Annotated in this window: 8 protein-coding genes (1 of these 8 cut by a window edge); 2 read left to right on the forward strand and 6 right to left on the reverse strand. The window is 68.2% G+C overall.

The genetic code is table 11. The features are described 5' to 3' along the window. The 3 genes from ACIP5Y_RS16530 to mftF all read right to left on the reverse strand — a co-directional run. Window positions 1–9,956, reverse strand: the 5' portion of a protein-coding gene (locus tag ACIP5Y_RS16530; protein ID WP_400350974.1) for an amino acid adenylation domain-containing protein. The gene continues 1,774 nt to the left of window position 1, outside the view; 9,956 of the gene's 11,730 nt are visible here — the first part of the coding sequence; it begins with the start codon at window positions 9,954–9,956; its stop codon lies beyond the left edge, outside the window. A gap of 548 nt (window positions 9,957–10,504) precedes the next feature. Continuing rightward, the gene (locus tag ACIP5Y_RS16535; RefSeq protein ID WP_400350975.1) at window positions 10,505–11,857 is read right to left on the reverse strand and encodes a GAF domain-containing protein; all 1,353 of its coding nucleotides are present in this window, start codon (window positions 11,855–11,857) and stop codon (window positions 10,505–10,507) included. 278 nt (window positions 11,858–12,135) lie between these two features. After that, window positions 12,136–13,536: a mycofactocin biosynthesis glycosyltransferase MftF gene (mftF, locus tag ACIP5Y_RS16540; protein WP_400350977.1), complete on the reverse strand. Its 1,401-nt coding sequence runs from the start codon at window positions 13,534–13,536 to the stop codon at window positions 12,136–12,138. 208 nt (window positions 13,537–13,744) lie between these two features. Between mftF and mftR2 the strand changes: the two genes are divergently transcribed. Together mftR2 and ACIP5Y_RS16550 are read left to right on the forward strand one after the other, a co-directional pair. Continuing rightward, window positions 13,745–14,365 (forward strand): mycofactocin system transcriptional regulator MftR2, encoded by a 621-nt coding sequence (gene mftR2 / locus ACIP5Y_RS16545; protein ID WP_397017143.1) that lies wholly within the window; start codon window positions 13,745–13,747, stop codon window positions 14,363–14,365. Between the two features lie 45 nt (window positions 14,366–14,410). Beyond that, window positions 14,411–15,466 (forward strand): 2Fe-2S iron-sulfur cluster-binding protein, encoded by a 1,056-nt coding sequence (locus ACIP5Y_RS16550; RefSeq protein WP_400350979.1) that lies wholly within the window; start codon window positions 14,411–14,413, stop codon window positions 15,464–15,466. Between the two features lie 129 nt (window positions 15,467–15,595). Here ACIP5Y_RS16550 and ACIP5Y_RS16555 read toward each other — a convergent pair whose 3' ends face one another. The 3 genes from ACIP5Y_RS16555 to ACIP5Y_RS16565 all read right to left on the reverse strand — a co-directional run bounded on the left by ACIP5Y_RS16555 (window position 15,596) and on the right by ACIP5Y_RS16565 (window position 19,166). Then, a complete protein-coding gene (locus ACIP5Y_RS16555; protein WP_400350981.1) occupies window positions 15,596–16,324 on the reverse strand; it encodes a transglycosylase SLT domain-containing protein in 729 nt (242 codons plus the stop codon). Window positions 16,325–16,570: 246 nt separating this feature from the next. Further along, window positions 16,571–17,299, reverse strand: a complete 729-nt coding sequence (locus tag ACIP5Y_RS16560; RefSeq protein ID WP_400350983.1) for a DNA alkylation repair protein — start codon at window positions 17,297–17,299, stop codon at window positions 16,571–16,573. Between the two features lie 64 nt (window positions 17,300–17,363). Then, on the reverse strand, window positions 17,364–19,166 hold the full coding sequence (locus ACIP5Y_RS16565; protein ID WP_400350985.1) for a hypothetical protein: 1,803 nt from the start codon (window positions 19,164–19,166) through the stop codon (window positions 17,364–17,366). Window positions 19,167–19,205: the final 39 nt, after the last annotated feature.

The raw sequence follows: 19,205 nt of genomic DNA on the forward strand, positions 1-19,205 counted from the left end.
CGCAGGCCCGCGGCCTCCGCGGTGGTCAGCCACCGCGCCAGCTCACCCACGGCCGGAGCCTCGAAGATCGCCGCCACCGGCACCCGCAGCCCCAGATCCGAACCCAGCCGGGCGGCCAGCCGGGTCGCCATGAGCGAATTGCCGCCCAGCGCAAAGAAGTCGGAGTCCAGTCCGATGAGCTCGGCGGCAGTCGCCTCAACGCCGACTCCGGCACCCACAACGCCGGCCCGCACGGCAGCGCCCGCCGCGATGGCGTCGGCCACTCCAGCAGTCCCCGCCACTCCAGAGCCGCCGACTATTCCGGCGGTGCCGATTACTTCCGCGAAGGCTGCCGCGACAGCGCGCTCGAGGTCGGTCTCCGGCGCGCGGTAGGCGGCCGTGATGAAGACGGGTTCGGGGAGGCGGGTTCGGTCCACCTTGCCATTGGCGTTGAGCGGCAGAGCTTCCAGCACCGTGATGGATGCCGGGATCATGTACTTGGGCAGGGCGGCCGTCAGGGCCGTGCGCAGGGCCGCCGAAACCTGGTCGCGGCCTGCGGCGGTGGCCTCCGGGACCGCCACGTAGGCGACCAGCCGGGCACCCGCGTCAGCGGTGGCATGTGCCACGGCTACGGCGGCGGTCACGCCAGGCTGGCGGCGCAGGGCGGTCTCGACCTCGCCGAGTTCGATGCGGAAGCCGCCGATCTTCACCTGGAAGTCGGCGCGCTCGACGTACTCGAGGGTGCCGTCGGCCAGCCAGCGCACGATATCGCCGGTGCGGTACATGCGGCCGGGGCCGTACGGGTCGGCCACGAAACGATCGGCGGTCAGGGCGGCGCGGCCGTGGTAGCCGCGGGCCAGCTGGGCGCCGGAGAGGTACAGCTCACCGGGCACGCCGACCGGAACCGGCTGCAGGCGGGCATCGAGCACATACACGCGGCTGTTCCAGGCGGGAGCGCCGATGGGCACGGCCCGCGGATGCGGTTCGCGCACCGCGAACGACGTGATGGACACCGCCGCCTCGGTGGGGCCGTACAGGTTGAAAAGCTGTGCGCCGGGAGCGCTCCGGTCCAGGAACTGCGCGGCGGTCGCCGCCGGCAACGCCTCACCGATAGCCAGCACCGCACGCACCGACGCGGGCAGCGCGCCACCCGTGAGCAGCATGCCCAGCAGCGACGGCACCGGATGCAGCACCGTGACGCCGCGCGCCTCGATCAGCGCGCGCAGCCGGTCCGGATCGCGCTCGTCACCGGGAGAGGTCACCACGAGGCTGCCGCCGCTGGTCAGCGGCGACCAGAACTCCCACACCGAGAGATCGAAGGTGGCGGGCGTCTTGAGCAGCGCCCGGTCGGCGGCGCCGAGATCGAAAGTGTCCTGCAGCCAATGCAACTGGTTGACGATGGCGGCATGCGGAACCGTCACGCCCTTCGGGCGGCCGGTGGAACCCGACGTGAAGATGACGTAGGCCGGATGCTGATCGAGCAGCGGCCGGATCCGATCCGCATCGGTGATCGGATCGGGCGAGAACACCGCGAGATCGAGGCGGTCCACCTCCAGCACCGGCGCATCGGACGCGAACGGGGCGCCATCGGCGGAGGTGGTGAGCACCACCGCCGGACGGGCGGTTTCGACAATGTAGGCAATGCGATCGGCCGGGTGATCCGGATCGATCGGCACGTACGCGCCACCCGCCTTCACCACCGCGTACATGGCCACCACCAGATCGATGCCGCGGCGCATGGCCAGCACCACCCCGGTCTCCGGGCCCACGCCGGCGAAAACCAGGCGACGGGCCAGGCGGTTGACCCGCGCATCGAATTCCGCGTAGGTGAGCGAGATTTCACCGGCGGCGTCCAGCAGGGCGAGCGCCCGCGGGGCCCGGGCCACCTGCGCATCGACCAGGTCTGCGAGCGTGGCGGGGACGAGCCGGCGTTCGGTGTCGTTCCAGTCGCCGAGGATCCGCCGCCGCAGTTCCGCGCCCAGCAGGTCGATATCGCCGACCACCGATTCCGGCTCGGCCGCAACGGTTTCCAGCAGCCGGGCCAGCGAATCGAGCACCTGCCGCGCGGTGGCCTCGGTGAACAGATCGGTGGCATAGCCGAGGGTGAGATCCACGCCCGCGGGCGCACCCGACTCGGTGTATCGATCGGTAGCGAACAGGTGCAGATCGAACTGCGCGATGTGATTGTCGAATTCGAGCTCGGACACGGTCAGGTCCGGTAGTCGTAGTTCGGCGTGCTCGTAGTTCTGGAAGGACAGGCCCACCTGGAACAACGGGTGCCGGGCCTGCGAGCGCACCGGATTCAGCACCTCGACCAGCCGCTCGAACGGCACATCCGCATGCGAGAAGGCCGCGATATCACCGGCCCGCACCCGCGCCAGCAGCGCGGTGAACGGCTCGTCGGCGGCCACCCGGGTACGCAGCGCCAGGGTGTTGACGAACATGCCGATCACATCGTCCAGGGCGGTGTCGCCACGCCCCGCGATCGGGGTGCCGACCGCGATATCGGCGGTACCCGACAGCCGCGCGAGCAGCGCGCTGAACGCGGCGTGCACCACCATGAACAGGGTCGCGCCGCGGCCACGGCCCAGCTCGACGAGCCGCGCATGCAGGGCGGCATCCACCGGCAGGTGAATCTGCCTGCCACGCAGGCTCTGTCGCGCCGGACGCGGGTGATCGGCGGGCAGGTCCAGCTGATCCGGCAACCCGGCCAGGGTCTCGCGCCAGAAGGCGAGCTGCTGGGCGGCCACCGAGGCGTCGTCGTCCTCCGCGCCGAGCAGCGCATGCTGCCACAAGGCGTAATCGGCGTACTGGACCGCCAGCGGCGTCCACGCCGGAGCGGCGCCGCTCATCCGGGCCGCGTAGGCCAGCATGAGGTCCCGCACGAACGGCACCACCGACGAGCCGTCCGCCGAAATATGGTGCAGCACACCGGCGAGCACGTGTTCGCCGGTGAACTCGCCGACCGGGTCCACCACCCGCAGCAGCTCCACCCGGATCGGGACCTGGGCCGTCACATCGAAGGTGGTGGTGAGGATCTCGGGAACCCGCACCGCCAGTTCGGCTTCCGTCACCTCGATCGGCGCCAGGCCCGGGAACGCCTGGGCGAGCGGCAGAATCACCTGCGCCGCGCCCTCCGCGGTCTCCGGGTAGACGGTGCGCAGCGTCTCGTGCCGCTCCAGCACATCACCGAACGCGGCGGCCAGCGCGGCCGCGTCCAGCGCACCGGACAGGCGCAGCGCGATCGGCAGATTGTAGGCCGTGGACTCGCGGTCGAAACGGTTGATGAACCACATGCGCTGCTGCGCGGGCGAGAGCGGCAGCAGGTCCGGGCGCTCCCCCGCGACCAGCGCGGGCCGTTGCGCCGCACCGGATTCCGCCGCCAGCCGGGCAGCCAGGCCACCCACCGTCGGATCCTCGAACAGCAGTCGCACGCCGACCGTGGTGTCCAGCGCCGCGCCCAGGCGCGCCACCGCCTTGGCCGCCAGCAGCGAACTGCCGCCCAGGCCGAAGAAATCGTCATCCGCGCCGACCCGCTCGACCCCGAGCAGTTCGGCGTACACCCCGGCCACCAGTTCCTCGGTGACGGTGCTCGGGCGGCGGTAGGCCGCGCTCTCGAACACCGGCTCCGGCAACGCCCGGCGATCCAGCTTGCCGTTGACCGTGAAGGGGATCTCATCGATCACCACGAAAGCGGCGGGCACCATGTACGGGGCAAGCCGACCGGCCAGGGCCGACTTGACCGCCGCCACATCCAGATTCGCGTCGGCCGACACCAGATAGGCGACCAGCTGATCGCCGCGCACCGGATGCGAGTACAACAGCACCACCGCGCGCCGCACCTGCGGCTGCTCCGCCAGCGCCGACTCGATCTCACCCAGCTCGATACGGTAACCGCGCAGTTTGACCTGGAAGTCATTGCGGCCCAGGCACTGCATCGAACCGGCCGGCGTCCAGCGCATGAGATCGCCGGTGCGATACATGAGTTCACCCGGCGCCCACGGGCAGGCCACGAAACGCCCCGCCGACAAACCGGCCTGGCCGCGGTAACCCCGCGCCACCTGCGGACCACCCACGTACAGCTCGCCGATGGTGCCCACCGGCACCGGCCGCAACCGCTCGTCCAGCACCCACTCGTACACGCCCGCGAACGGCGGGCCGATATGCAGGTCGTCGGTGACCGAGAACGGATTCGCCGCCTGCGTCACACAGGTGGTCTCGGTCGGTCCGTACACATTCACGAAGGAACGGCCGGCCTCGGCCCAGCGGCGCGCCAGCTCCAGCGGGCAGGGCTCGCCGCCCACGATCGCCACCCGCACCGACGGGGTGTCGAGAGGATCCACCGTGCCGAGTGCGGACGGGGTCATGAAGGCATGCGTAACCCCGTGCGTCCGAAGGATTTCGGTGAGCTCCGCGCCCATGGTGGCGTGCGGCGGCGCGATCACCAGCGTCGCGGCCGCATCGATCGCCATGGCCAGCTCGCCCACCGAGATGTCGAACGCGGGCGAGGCCACGTGCAGCACCCGGGCTTCCGGGGTGAGGAAGAAGTGCTCGGTCTGTCCCGCCGCGAAGGAGGGCAGACCTTTGTGGGTGACCATGACGCCCTTCGGCATACCGGTCGAACCCGAGGTGTAGATGACGTAGGCGACGTGCCCGGGACGCAGCGGGCGCACCCGATCCGCATCCGTCACCGCGTCCGCGGCGAATGCTGCTACGGCAGCAGCGAACTCGCCGTCGTCGAGCACCAGCCAATCCACCGAATCGGGCAGTCCGGGCCGGGCGGCGGCCACGGTCAAACCAAAACGAGCGCCCGAATCCGACACCATGCGCTCGATACGGTCGGCGGGGTAGGCGGGATCGACCGGCGCCCAACCGGCGCCCGACTTGGTGATCGCCCAGGTGGCCAGCACCGATTCCAGCGAACGCGGCATGCCGAGCGCCACCAGCTCCTCGGCGCCGACGCCACGCTCGATCAGCAGCCGCGCCAAGCGATTCGACCGCGCGTCCAGATCGCGATAGGTGATCTCACGATCGCCGTCGACGACCGCCACCCGATCCGGTTCCGCGGCCACCGCCGCCGCCAGCAGATCCGGCAGCACCGCGCCGGTCTCGACCGGACCACCGGAACGGGCGGTCAGATCGGCATATTCGGTTTCGGACAGGAAGGGCAGCGCATCGACCACGGCCGACGGGTCGGCGGTCACGGCGGCGAGCACCCGCGCGAAGCGCTCGGCGAGCACATCGACGGTACGGGAATCGAAGAGATCCTCGGCGAATTCGAATTCTGCGAGAATCCCCGCCGGTGCCGGACCTTCCCCGGGACCGGCACCGACGAAGCTTTCGGTGACCGCGACCGAAAGGTCGAATTTGGTCACTCCGGTATCCAGCGTACCCGTCGTGGCAAGCAATCCGGGCAGTTCGACACTGATATCACCGATGGCGGTGAAGGACAGGGCCACCTGGAACAGCGGATGCCGGGCCTGCGAGCGAGGCGGGTTCAGCGCCTCGACCAGCTGCTCGAATGGCACCTCGGCGTGCGCGAATGCCGCCAGATCCACCTCACGGACCTGCCGCACCAGCTCGCGGAAGGCCCGCGTGCCATCGATTTCGGTGCGCAGCGGCAGCGTGTTCACGAACATGCCGATCAGGTCATCGAGTTCGCGCGCGCCGCGGCCGCCCACCGGCGTGCCGATCACGATGTCGGACTCACCCGACATCCGCGACAGCAAGACCGCCAGCGCGGCGTGCACCAGCATGAAGGTCGAAACACCTTCGGCCCGCGCCGTTTCGACAATGCGGGCGTGCAGGTCCGCCGGCAGCTCGACGGCGCGCTTACCGCCCCGGCCGCTGGCCACCACGGGCCGCGGGCGATCGGAAGGCAGCTCCAGCACGTCCGGCGCACCCGCGAGGGTCTGCCGCCAGAAGTCGAGCTGGCGGGTCAGCAGCGAGTCCGGATCCGCGGCCTCACCCAGGCGATCCCGCTGCCAGAGTGTGTAATCGGCGTACTGCACCGGCAGCGCCGGCCACGCCGGGGTGGCGCCCGCGGCCCGCGCGCCGTAGGCGAGCAGCAGGTCCCGGGCCAGGATGGGCAGCGAAAGACCGTCGGCCGCAATGTGGTGCAGCACCATGGCCAGCGCGTAGCCGTTCTCCACCGGCGCCGCCGCTGAATTGGGACCGCTTGGTACGTAATTCGGGACGGCATCGGCATCCAGCACCGTGAAAACCCGCGCCCGGAACGGGATCTCCCCCTCCAGATCGAAACCCGTACCCGCCAGGCGAGCCAGCTCGGCCTCCAGCTCCGCGCCCGCACCCACCACCTCGTGCGGCACCAGCTCCGCCGCGCCGGGCAGCTCCGCGACCGGCAGCACCCGCTGCACGGCCAGACCGTCCTCGGCCACCGGGAACACCGTGCGCAACGCCTCGTGCCGGGTCAGCACATCCACCACGGCGGCCCGCAAGGCCGCCAGATCCGCCGTGCCGCGCAACCGCACCACGAACGGCATGTTGTAGGCGGCGACCGTGGTATCGAAACGATTCAGGAACCAGATGCGCTGCTGCGCCGGCGACAACGGCACCAGCGCCGGACGATCCGCGCCCGACCGCGGCAGCAACGGCAGCGCGGCGGAACCCGCGTCCTCGTCCAGGAATTGAGCCTCGATGACCTCCGCCAGCTCGGCCACATTGGTGGCCGCGAACATCTCGCGCACGGTCAACCGGCAGCCGAGCTCGGCATTCAGCCGCGCCGCCACCTGGGTCGCGATCAGGCTGTTGCCGCCGAGCGCGAAGAAATCGTCCGAACGCCCGACCCGCTCGGCGCCCAGCGTCTCACCGAAGACGCGCGCCACCGCACGCTCCACCACCGAGACCGGAGCGGTGTACACGGCGGCCACCCGCACCGGCTCGGGCAGCGCGGCACGATCCAGCTTGCCGGAAGCATTGACCGGCAACGCGTCCAGCACCACATACGCGCTGGGCACCATGTACGCCGGCAAGGCGCGCGCCGCCACCGCCCGCACCCGCGTCTCCTCCAGCGGCGCCGCGGCCACCACATAGGCGACCAACCGGTCGTCACGGACGATCACCACGGCCCGCGAAACCTCGTCCAATTCACCGAGAACGGCCTCGATCTCGCCGAGCTCGATGCGCAAACCACGCAACTTCACCTGGAAATCACTGCGGCCCAGGTACTCCAGCTCGCCGTCGGCGGTCCAGCACACCAGATCGCCGGTGCGGTACATGAGATTTCCCGCGCCGGGCGAGAACGGATCGGCCACGAAACGCTCGGCCGTCAGACCGGGACGCGCGACGTAGCCCCGGGCGAGCTGAACCCCCGACAGATACAGCTCGCCCGGAGTACCCACCGGAACCGGTCGCAGCCGTGCGTCGAGCACGTACAACCGGGTGTTGAACACCGGCGCGCCGATCGGCACGAACACGGTGTCCGTGGCCGACACCTCATGGAAGGTGACATCGACCGCGGCTTCGGTCGGGCCGTACAGATTGTGCAGCCTCGTACCCGTCACCGCACGCAGACGCTGCGCCGCCCGGGCGGGCAACGCCTCACCCGAAGCGAACACATGCCGCAGCGAACGCAGGCTGTGCCCAATTTGCCTCCGCTCCGCTCCGGCCGGTTCGCAGCCCTGCGAGTCTCGGTCTTCCCTCCTCCGCTCCTCCGCTTCGCTCCCCCGCTCCAAGCGCGGGGAGGCGGAGCGCGGTCCAGACCGAGACGGGCCGCGAACCCCTTGCGGATTGTCACCGCTGAGGGTGGTTTCGAGATCAGCTACGAAGATGTCGAGCATGGACGGCACGAAATGCGCGACCGTGACGCCGTACTCGGCGATCACCGCGCGCAGGGCGGCCGGATCGCGATGACCGTCCGGCTGCGCCAGCACCAGCGTGGCACCGATCTGCAACGGCCAGAAGAACTCCCACACCGAGACATCGAAGGTGGCCGGCGTCTTCTGCAGCACCACATCCGACGGCCGCAAACCGTACGCCTGCTGCATCCAGACCAGGCGATTGACGATCGCGGCATGACTCACCGCCACACCCTTGGGGCGACCGGTGGAACCGGAGGTGAAGATGACGTAGGCGGTGTTCGCCGGACGCAGCGCGGCCACCCGCTCGGCATCCGCGATCGGCGCGCCGGAATAGGACTCCAGGTTCAGCTCGTCCAGGCACAGCACCGTGAAGCCGCTCTCCGGACGCTCCGCCGACACACTCAATATCAGTGCCGGAGCGGCTGTTTCGAGAATGTGCGCGGTGCGCTCGGCCGGGTTGTCCGGGTCCACGGGAACGTAAGCCGCGCCCGCGGCCTGCGCCGCGTACATGGCGACAACGAGCTCCGGCGACCGGCGCAGATGCAAGGCCACCAGCGACTCCGGGCCGACACCGAGCGAAATCAGATGCCGGGCAAGCCTGTTCACCTGCCCGGCGAAGGTCGCGTAGTCCAGATCACGGTCCGGCGCACCGGCGAAACGCACCGCCGTCGCCTGCGGCGTCCGCGCGGCCTGCGCGTCGAACATCGACACCAGGGTCGCGGCGGCGTCCACCGGGTAATCGGTCTCGTTCCAGAAGCGCAGCACCACATCGCGTTCCAGCTCGGTGCCGACCTCCACGCCCGCGAGCGGAGTGGCCGGATCCAGGCCCGCCAGCCGCTCCAGGAAGCGCAGGAAACGCGCGTGATGACGGGAGATCTCGCCCGCCGTGTACAGGTTCGGGTTCACCTCGAGATCGAGATGCACACGATCGTTCTCGCCGTAGAAGACATTGAGGCTCATGTCCTCGATCGGGCCCGTCGACATCAGGCGCAGCTGCCCGGTGACATCACCGAACTGCAGCTGCGAGTGGAACAGCATGATGTTGACCATCGGGCCGAACAGGGCGCGCGAAGCCGGACTGCCCTGATTCTCGGCATCGCGGCGGATGTCCTCGTGCCGGTAGCGCTGATGACGCAGCGCACCGGAGACCTCCACCCGCGTGGCGGTCAGCAGCTCACCCCAGGTCGTGTCCGGCCGCACCGGCATGCGTAGCGGCACGATATTCGACAGCATGCCCGTGGAACGGCGCATGACCGCGGTGGTGCGCGCCGTCACCGGGAGGCTCAGCACCGCCTCGTCCTTACCGGTCAGCCGCGCCAGATAGGCCGCGAAGGCGGCCAGAATGACCACCGGCAGACCGGAATCCTGCTGCGCGCCAAGCTCTTCCATGCGCTGCTGCAGATCGGCGGGCAGCGCCCGGCCGAAGACCAGATTGCCGGCGCTGCGCGGCGCGGTCCGGCTGTTCAGGGAGGTGACGGCATCCAGGCCGCGGGTCCGCTCGGCCCAGTGCTCGCGGTCGGCGGCGAAACGCGTGCTGTCGCGGTACGCCAGCTCGTTCTCGACCAGCTCGCGCAGGTCGCCGACCTTCAGGTTCTCCGGCTCCTCGCCACGCTGAATCGCGGTGTAGCGCTTCGCCATCCATTGCATGACGTTCATCGCCGCGTAGCCGTCGCCCACGATGTGATGGGCGCGGATGAACCAGAAGTAACGCCGGTCCGCGATCCGGATGATGGTGGGGGCGAACAGCAGGTCGGTGCGCAGATTCACCGGGCGGACCAGTTCGGCGCGCATCCATTCGTGCGCCGCCGCAATGGGATCCGGCTCCGAGCGCAGATCGAGGAAGGTGCTGGGGTCCTCGGTGGCGGAGAGGTCCAGGTACTGGTGCGGACGCCCGTCGATCTCGGTGAAGCGCAGCTGGGAGGTCCGCCAGATCGGCACCATGTCGCGGCCGATGCGCGCGATCAGCTCGAGATCCCAATCGCCCTGGATATCGACGTACTGAGCCATATTGACCGGCACGTCCGGCTCCAGCAGCTGGGCGAACCAGACGCCCACCTGCGCGGGACCGAGCGGAAACGGTGTGGATCCCCCGACCGGCGAGTCTTCCGACCGCGAAACGTCGCGCGACTCGAAACCACCCAACTCCGTACCCTGCACCGGAGCCTCCCTTCTTATGGCGAATTGCTATGCCGCCGAACGCTTTCGGGCATCACGAAATAGACCTGGGGCGTCTCGTGGTGCGACGCCCAGGCCGCGGAAAACCGCACTGCCCTGGGTGATTCGACGAATGCGCGACGTCGTCCGTGACGCCTGCGCGCGTGATCCAACTAGTGCTCGAGACGGCCGGGTCCCCATGCCTCGGAAAGCATCTGCCGCCGGCCGGGATGCGGTTGCCTCCGGGTCATCCGCATCAGGGTTGTACTGCTGCCGATCTCCTCCAACTTCACCGCCGAGCGGTGCCGCTGTGGCCGGATCCCCAGCGGCGGGGATGCGGTCTCGAGCGTCGCTCTGTCGCCTGCGTCACATGGATGCCCTCCATGCATTGCGAACACTAGGCGGTGTACGAAAAAAACGGAACTTTTTCCCTGAAAAAAATTGGACGCCCGTCTAGTTCGGGCGCGACAAGGCCCGCCGAACGCGCCAAATGTGCGATCGGACACAGAACGAGCTCGAAGTGTGATCGACCACACTTTCGGATGCGAAGACTATGAGTCGAAACGTTGCAACTGCGTTGCATCGGCGCCCAGACGCCGATCCAGCACCCGAATCTTGGCCTCGATCTGCGCATACAGCGGAGAATCGCGATCCACGGTCGACCGATAAGCGGCCCAGGCGGCCGCATCGTCACGCCCCTCGGCGCCCGACGTCCATCGACTCAGAACACCCGTGTCACCCGAACGTAATACCGCGGTGCGCAGCCGCACCCGCAATTCATCGCGGATGTCTATAACTCCCGGAGCCGTCGATCGCGGCAGCGCCGGACCCGAATACAGGCGCACCGCCGAATCCACATCCCCCGAATCCAGCGCCGCCCGCAACGCCTCCACATCCGTGGCAATCGGAATACGCAACCGATACGGCCGCGACCCGAAGACATTCGGACCCACCACCGACCGCAACCGCGACATGGCGGCGCGAATGGTGGCATTGTCGAGATCCGCGTCATCGAGCAGCAAGGCCAGATGGTCCGCCGACAGCCCCTCGGCATGCTCGGCCAGCAACAGCAGAATCTCGGCATGCCGCTGCGACAACGGAACCCGGTCCCCCGCCACCGTCAACTGCGGCTGCCCCAGACCCAGCACCTCCAGACCCAGCCGCTCCGGCGCCGGCGCATCCGCACCCGACCGCCGATCATGACCCGAACGCACCGCCGCCAGCAGCAGATCCATCTCCGCCGCCGTCGCCGCCGCCTTCACCAGCGCCAGAATCTCCGGGCGCGCCACCCGCACCCCGCCCGCGATCATCAGCACACCCACCAGGCGGCCATCCGGATCATGAACGGGCGCAGCGGCTCCCGTGATCTGATGCATACGATGCAGGAAATGCTCCGGGCCGTGAATCCACGCCGCCCGGCCGGTGCGCACCACCAGACCCACCGCATTGGTGCCCACCCGGCGCTCGCTCAAGTCATTGCCTTCGCGCAGCCCCGCCTCCGAGGCGGCCTGCACCCGATCGGCGGTGCCGTGCACCGACAGCACGCGGCCGAACTGATCGGCGATCACCACGATCAAGCCCGTGCTGGTGGCGTCGCGCAGTAGTAGCTTGTCCACCAACGGCATTACCGCGGCGATCGGATGCGCGTCGCGATAGCGCTCGAGATCGGTTCCGCGCAGCCCGCGGCCGTCACCGTCGTCCATCGGATCCACGCCGCCGCGCAGACTGCGCAGCCATGACTCCAGGACCAAGGGTCGTAGTAGACCCGGCAGTTGAGCCAACTGCTCGCCGCCCACACTGAGGTATCCGTGGGCTTGGGCGGCGTACGCCTCCAGCGCCCCGAGCTGACTGCCCGGTTCGACGCCGTTCTGGGATTGCCCCCCACCTGCGAGATTGCTGACCATTTGCCTTTCTTTCCGACCCAAAGAGTACCGGCGGGGTCGGACACGGAAGGCAGAAGCCGGACGTTTGTCCGGCAGGTCACATCGCGACCGGAACCTCACGAAATGTGAGCTACACAGCATTTGTTAAATAGAACGTGTTCAGTTGGGTGCCCGACCTGGCCACCGTGCGACCGATGCCTGCTCCGCCCGGACCGGCGGAACACGTTCGGGCAGCGGCCCACGCATCGCGGGGCCCACCCGGCGGCCGAGCCGCCGGGGACCGCGCAGCCCGGCCGAAATCAGTTGGGTGGCAAGGTGGGACGCAGCGCCGCGGCATTGCGGGTACGCAGCGCACCCCACCACAGACCCGTACCGTAAGCCACATCCTCCACCCGCTTACACGCGATATAGCGGGTCGGATCCAGGCAACCCGGCTCACGATGCAGGAACCAATCCGCCAGACCGTCCGCCATCGCCAAGGTGATCGCGATATGCCGGATACGGCGCGAACACAGCATGCCCAGCAAGGTGACCGGCCAATAATGGCGGCACAACGCCGAAGCCAGCCGCCAGACACCGCCGGAGAAACCCCGCGCCATATATATCGCGGCCACCCGCGTCGGATTGTCCAGGCCCGCGAAGACCCGCCGCAGCCGGAACAACGTCGCGATCAACGTCAGCACGCCACCGAACACACCCCAGCCGGACATGGTCGCCAGCAGCATCGCCGTCACCGCCGTCCAGATCGGCATCGACAAGGGCGCCGCCATCCCCGCGTGCCGCTGCCCCAGCGGAGCCACACCCGTACCGTGAACCACCTTGTGCGCGAACCACTTCCGCAAGGTCACCGGATTGCTGTGCGCCACCCGCGCGGCCGGCTCGTAGCGCAACCGCCAACCCGCCCGATCCAGCCGCCAGCACAGGTCGATATCCCCGCCCGCCGGCATCGACTCGTCGAAACCGCCCTCCGCCAGGAGCGCATGCCTGCGCACCAGCAAGGCCGAACTCGGCACATACGGCACCGGGCCGTGCGCCTGCACCGCCGACTCCCGCCGGCCCCGATGCAGCGAACCGCGCGTGTGCTCATACCGGGCCAGCAAGGTCGAATCCGGATCCATCGCCAGAATGCGCGGCGCCACCAGCGCCACCTTCGGATCACTGAAATGGCCCAGCATCACCTCCAGCCAGCCCGCCCGCGGCACCACATCCGGATCCAGGAAGGCCACGAATTCGGTTGCCGCAGCCCGCAGGCCGAAATTGCGCGCGGCCGCCGCACCCTGACGGCGATCCCAGCGCAGCACCGTCACCCGGCGGCGGCTCCCCTGCGAATCCGGAATACGCACCGGCTGGTCCGAACCGTCGTCCACCACGATCACCGAATGCCCGCGCAGCGCCGACAACAGCCGATTCAATTCGGCGGTGTGATTGTGTACCGGCACGATGACCGTCACGTCTTCGAGAGACGGCAGTAAGCGCGGACGCGGATTCGCGACACCGGAATCCAGTAGCCGTCTGGCAACCCGAGCCGACGCAGGGTCGGTCACCTCGAGGTATCCGTCACCGATCATGGCCGCAGCTTCCGGCGCCAACCGCAGCAACCGGGTCGGCGTGCCGCCGACCAGGAGCCGTCCACCGGAATAAGTGCGCACCCTCGGATCGATTCGCACCCCGAAACCATCGGGAAGTCGATCATGGCGCATTCCTGGAATGCTAGGTCAGCACACCGTTAGCAATCATGATTGCCACGCCGCTCTCTATCCCGAACGACAAGTAACCTGCGGCGGCTCACCCGAGACCGACCGGTAAGGCACACCGACATCTAGACTGCGGGAGGAAAATCGGCAGATGAACAGGTCGGGGTCGGAAATCCGTTCCCGTGGTGGTCGAGGTGGTATGGGAGTCGGGCGCATGCAGACAAGCGGGGGCGGGAACACCCTCTCGGAATCCGAGATCGTCGAGGCCGCCCTGCGGGTGGTCCGGCAGGACGGCGTGGAGAAACTCTCCATGCGGCGACTGTCCCGCGAACTCGGCGTTTCCCCGATGGCGCCCTATTACTACGTCGCGGACAAGCGCGAGCTACTCGATCTCGTCGCCACCGCGGCGCTCACCGGAGTACGCAAGCCCCCACCGGAATTCGGCCCGTGGCAAATGCGGCTGCGCGATCTCATCGACCAGATCGACGAGAAATTGCGCAAGCACCCGGGTCTCGGCGACGTACTCATCGAGCAGATGCTGGGCAAACAGCTCGATCTCATCGCGGCCGTCATGGAAATCCTCTTCGACGCCGGATTCGACGATCGCAATGTGCTCGCCGCCTACGCCACCATCCACACCTATCTGTTCGGCCGCAGCAAGGTCAATCCGCGCGACCGCACCGCACTGCACGACCGAGTGCTCCCCGAGGCTGTGGAACGCGCCACAAAACACATGGCCGACCTGCGCGGAAAGTACTCCTACGACTTCTCGATGGAGGTCTTGATCGCCGGCCTGGAGGCTCAGCTTGTCCGCCAGCGTGACAGCCACGTATAGTCAAACTAGAACGTGTTCTAGTTTAGGTAGACTGCGAGGAGCCACATGACCACCGTCGACGTACCGCACAGCTCGCGCTCGGTCGTGCTGCGAGTCTCCGCGGTCATCAACGAGACGGCCGACTCCTGCTCGCTGGTATTCGACGTTCCCGAGGAACTGCACGAGCGATTCACCTACCAGCCAGGACAATTCCTGACCCTGCGCATCCCCAGCGAACGCACCGGCTCCGTCGCGCGCTGCTACTCGCTCGCCAGCTCACCGCACACCGACGACAAGCCCAAGGTCACCATCAAACGCACTGCCGACGGCTACGCCTCGAACTGGGTGTGCGACAACGTGAAAGCCGGCGACAACCTCGAAGTACTGCCGCCCTCCGGCGCATTCACCCCCAAGAACCTCGACGAGGACCTGCTGCTCTTCGCGGCCGGCAGCGGCATCACACCCGTCATGTCGATCCTCAAATCGGCACTCTCACGCGGCAACGGCCGAATCGTCGTGGTGTACGCCAACCGCGACCACGACTCCGTCATCTTCGCCCGCGAACTCCGCGAACTCGCGGACAAGCATCCGCAGCGACTCGTCATCGTGCACTGGCTCGAACACCTGCAGGGCCTGCCGACCACCGAAGCGCTCGCCGCACTCGTCTCGCCCTACAGCGGGCACGAGGCCTTCATGTGCGGGCCCAAACCGTTCATGGACCGCGTCCACGACGCCCTCGGCCAACTCGGAGTGCCGCGCAACCGGACGCACGCCGAAGTGTTCAACTCGCTCTCCGGCGACCCCTTCGCCGAAGTCGCACCCAGCGAGATCACCGAAGCAGAAGCCGCCGACGCGGCCACCGTCGAAGTCGAACTCGACGGCGAGACACACGAACTCCAATGGCCGCGCACCCAGACCCTGGTCGACATCATGCTCGCCAAGGGCATCGACGTGCCCTACAGCTGCCTCGAAGGCGAATGCGGGTCCTGCGCCTGCACCGTGCTCGAAGGCAATGTGGAAATGGCCAACGCCGAAATCCTCGACCCCGAGGACATCGCCAACGGCTACATCCTCGGCTGCCAGGCCCGGCCCGTCACGGACCACCTGAAGATCCAGTTCTAGCGCCCAGCGCCAGAGGCACAGTCGGCCGCCGCGTGAAACACGCGGCGGCCGAGACGTTCCCGAGGTGATCGCCGCGCGGCCGCCGGAGTTCGGGGGAACCCCCGAGGACTCCCCGAGAGGTGGGATTTATCAGTAGGCCGAATCGACGTTGTCGATCGAACCGTAGCGGTGGGCCGCGTAATTGCAGGCCGCCGCGATATTCGCCACCGGATCGTAGATATCCCACGAGGTTCCGTCGACGTGGTACGCCTGGAACGTCGGATCGATCACCTGGAGCAGGCCCTTGGAAGGAATGCCGGCGGCCGCATTCGAGTCGTACAGGTTGATCGCCTGCGGGTTGCCACCCGACTCCCGCATGACATTGCGGAAGATGCCGTCGTAGCTGCCCGGAATATTGTCCTGGCCCATCAAATACAGCGCGTGATGGATCCAGCCATCCAGATCATCCGGGAAAACCGGCGGCAGCAGCTGCGAGAACGGGCCCGGCAGACCCTGCACCAGCTGCTGCACCTGATCCTGCTGCGACTGCGGCAGGGTCTGGTCGAACTGCACGGCCTGCTGCTGCACCTGCTGAGCGGGCGCCTGCAGCTCGTTCGGCACGCCCGCGATCTCGGCGGCCGAGGCCTGACCCGAAGCGAACACGGCACACATGGTCAGCGCGAGCGCCGCGGTGCCCGAGGCGACGAACGCCCGGCCGGAGGAGACGGGGAAACGCGAGGAGATCAGTTTTCGTGAAGGCATAGACTTTTCGGCCAGCGCAAGCCACAGCGGACGCCCCGTTTGGCGCACGCTCATACGCTGTTGGTTCGTGATTGGCTTGTAAGGGAACGAGATTCGGGCATGCATACCCGAGATCACCGTTCCACCACGCTCTCGCCGGCAGAGGCGGCGGTCTTCGCATGTACGCCCGGGGGCGTGGTCACAGAATGATTGCGCTGAGTTAACGCAAACTGAACTGAAGATGAACAACTGTCGCCGGTTGTTCCGACGCCGCTGGTAGAGCACCCGGAACCATACGCTGACCTGGACATCTTCGGATAACGGGAAGGTCTCGAGCGCTCGGTCACAACGGCCTCGCGCCCGGTCAGCGGGACCCCGGACAGATCACAACGAACGGTAGTGCGCACGCTCCCCGGCCGTCAGATGCTCGGTCGCATAACTCAGCGCGGTCCGGCCCATCTCCGCCGCATGCGCGTCCAGAAACGCCGTCAACTGCGCACGATCCACCCGCTTACCGATTTCCCGCAACATCCAGCCGACCGCCTTCTGAATCAGATCACGCCGATCCGGCAGATATCGCTCACACAGTTCCAGCGTCGTCGACGGATCACCCGCCTTGATGAACGCGAAAGTGGCCAGCAATGCCACCCGCCGCTCCCACAGCGAATCCCCGCCCGCCAACTCGAACAAGACATCGCGCGGCCGCTCCAGCAACCACGGACCCAGCACGAACTCCGCCGAACCGTCCACCAGATCCCAGTTGTTCACCCGGCCCCGCGCCACCGCCGCGAGATATGCGCCGACAATCCGCTCCTGCGGCTCACGTTTCCGCATCGCCCGCGCCATCCGCTCATTCAGAATCAGCAAACCCGCCAACCGGAACTCGTGCACCTCACTGTCGAGCAGTTCATCGATCTGCTCCAACGGCAACTCCGCGAAACCCTTCACCACTTTCCGGGTCTGCGGCACCCGCACACCGATGAACACATCCCCCGCGCCGTACTCCCCCGGCCCGGTCTTGAAAAACCGCCGCAGATGCACCGCATCCGCGGGATCCGCCACCTTCGACAATTCCGCCCGCACCGCCGCGGCCGTCAGCTCCGGATTCGTCACCACACCATGATCAGGCACGGCACCGACAGCAATCCGAATTCACCGGCCGCGACGGGCGGGCGATTCACGACCCAGCTGTTTCGACCGCGGCCTGTAACAGCACCTCGCCGAACTTGCGCATATGATCCGCGCCGCCATACCAGGCGGCCACCAGATCCACCGCCGCCGAACGCGTCGCCCGAGCCGCCCGCGCCAGCTCCGCGACCGACACCTCGCCCGCCTCCGCCTGCTGCGCCACCACATCCAGCTCATGACTCGCCAGCAGCAGCCGCATGATGTCCTGCAAGCCGACCGCCGACGCGGCGACACCCGACGCCGCGGGTGTCACCCGCGGCGGCGTCACCGCGGGAACGCCCGGAACAGGCTGCGGCGCTTCCGGTTCCGGAGCCGCACGATGAGACGCCACCAGCGGATCCGGCGCGGCCCGACGCGGGGACGGCCCGGAATCCTGCACCGCACGCGGCAATACCGCATCGGTTTCCACTGCCGGAGCGACCGATTCGGCGGCCGCACGACGCGCGAACGACTCCGGATCCGCAATACGACGCGGCAACGCGGCCCCCTCCGCCGGCGAGCGGGACGGCTCCGGCGACACCTCCGGCTCGGCCCGGCGACGGCGACCCTCCGGCGCCACCTCGGCGGCAGCGACCCGCGGCATCGAACCGGTATCCAGCTCGGAACCCGCGAAACGCGACGATCGACCGGAATCGCCCGCCGTCGAAGGAGATCCGGCACCCCCCGCGGTGAACAGTGCCCCGGACGGTGCGCCCTGCTCGCTACCCGCATAACGCGGGGCGGGCGCGTATTCGGGCTCGTCCGAAACGAAACGCGGTAGCAAGGAATCCGATTCAGCAGTAGCGGAACGCGGCAACGGCGCGGGATCGGGCTCCGGCGGCGAATAACGCGGGAGCGACGCGGGATCCAACTCCGACGCCGAAAAACGCGGAAGCGACCCGGGATCCGACTCCGACGACGAATAACGCGAAGGAGACACGCGATCCAACTCCGACGCCGAAAAACGCGGAAGCGACCCAGGATCCGACTCCGACGACGAATAGCGTGGCAGTAAGCCCGAATCCGCTTCGGGAGACGAATAGCGCGGCAAGGAATCGGGTTCCGCGGGGACGGAACGCGGTAGCGAGACAGGATCCGGGTCGGCGGGAGCGGCCACCCGGGGATGTGCGGCGGGCTCCGGTTCCGGCGTCACGAAGCGGGACAGCGTCGTCTGCTCGGCCTCGGGGGCCACGAAGCGGGAGAGGGACGCCGGGTCCGGGTCGGCGGCCGCGCGACGGGCATCCGCCTCCGCGGCGATCCGGCGCGACAGGGACTCCGCGTCGGTAGCCCAGGACGATGCCGCGGACCGATCCTGTACGCGGGGCGACGCGACCTCGGGGGCCGGCATCCGGGTCGGCAGGGGATCGGGCGCACGGTTCAGCGGATACGCCGCTTCGGCTGCGCTGCCGGGGAACACGGTCGAATCCGTGGCGCCATTGGTGAGATACGCCGAACCGGACGAGCCGTTGGAAAGAGACATGGGATCGGAAGAACCGTTCGAAAGATAGGGGGAAGCGGTCGCGCCGTTCGAAAGATACGGCGCACCGTTCGAGAGCTGGACGGAATCCGCCGGGGGACCGGACGAATACGGGGAATCGGACGGAGGCGACGACAATCGCGGCGGCGACCATCGCTCCGCCTCCCCGCGCTCGGGCGGCTGCTCCCGCTGATCGGCGGCGCGGCCGTACCCACCGCTGTCGGCGCCGGTCAGCAGCGGAGCCGAGCCCGGATCGCTGCTGCCCGACCGAGTGAGGCGATAACCCCGGCGCTCGTCCGGGGATTCGCCCCGCGAGGCGGTGTAGTCGGCATCCATGGGCGACATTGTTACCCCGACCGGCGCTCGGGTGCGAGT

Source organism: Nocardia sp. NPDC088792, from assembly GCF_044750615.1.
GTDB lineage: Bacteria > Actinomycetota > Actinomycetes > Mycobacteriales > Mycobacteriaceae > Nocardia.